The sequence below is a fragment of the Solihabitans fulvus genome, from assembly GCF_008386585.1.
GTDB classification, from domain to species: Bacteria; Actinomycetota; Actinomycetes; order Mycobacteriales; family Pseudonocardiaceae; genus Solihabitans; species Solihabitans fulvus.
In genome coordinates, this window is sequence record NZ_VUOB01000107.1 from 1 (window position 1) to 458 (window position 458).

Consider the following 458-nt stretch of genomic DNA (forward strand, 5'->3'; position numbering starts at 1 on the left):
CATACAACATCATGACCAGCCGTCATTGGGTATGTCTAGTTTATTTTCCGGCACACCTTTAGGGAGCGGTTCGACGAGTTCGTCCAGGAGTGGGGCGCCCGGTATCCGGCGATCGTCAAGCTGTGGGACAACGCCTGGGCAGAGTCCGTGCCGTTCTCCGCCTTCGACACCGAGATCCGCACGGTCGTCTGCTCGACCAACGCGATCGAGTCGGTCAACGCCCGCATCCGTCGCGCGGTCAAAGCCCGAGGACACTTCCCCAACGAGCAAGCCGCAGTGAAGTGCGTCCACATGGCGATCATGAGCTTGGACCCGACCGGCACCGGCCGCAAACGCTGGATGATGCGCTGGAAGCCGGCCCTGAACGCGTTCGAGATCGCCTTCGACGGCCGTCTGGCCGCCGGACGCAAGTAGCCCTTTTCATCCCGAGTTACACCGAACACTTGACAGACCCGCGC

The 458-nt window shown here is 62.2% G+C and carries 1 pseudogene; it reads left to right on the forward strand.

Going from position 1 to position 458, the window contains the following annotated elements:
- Positions 1-60 precede the first annotated feature (60 nt).
- Positions 61-414 (forward strand): annotated as a pseudogene (locus tag F0L68_RS39985) (transposase); the annotation flags it as partial.
- Positions 415-458 lie beyond the last annotated feature (44 nt).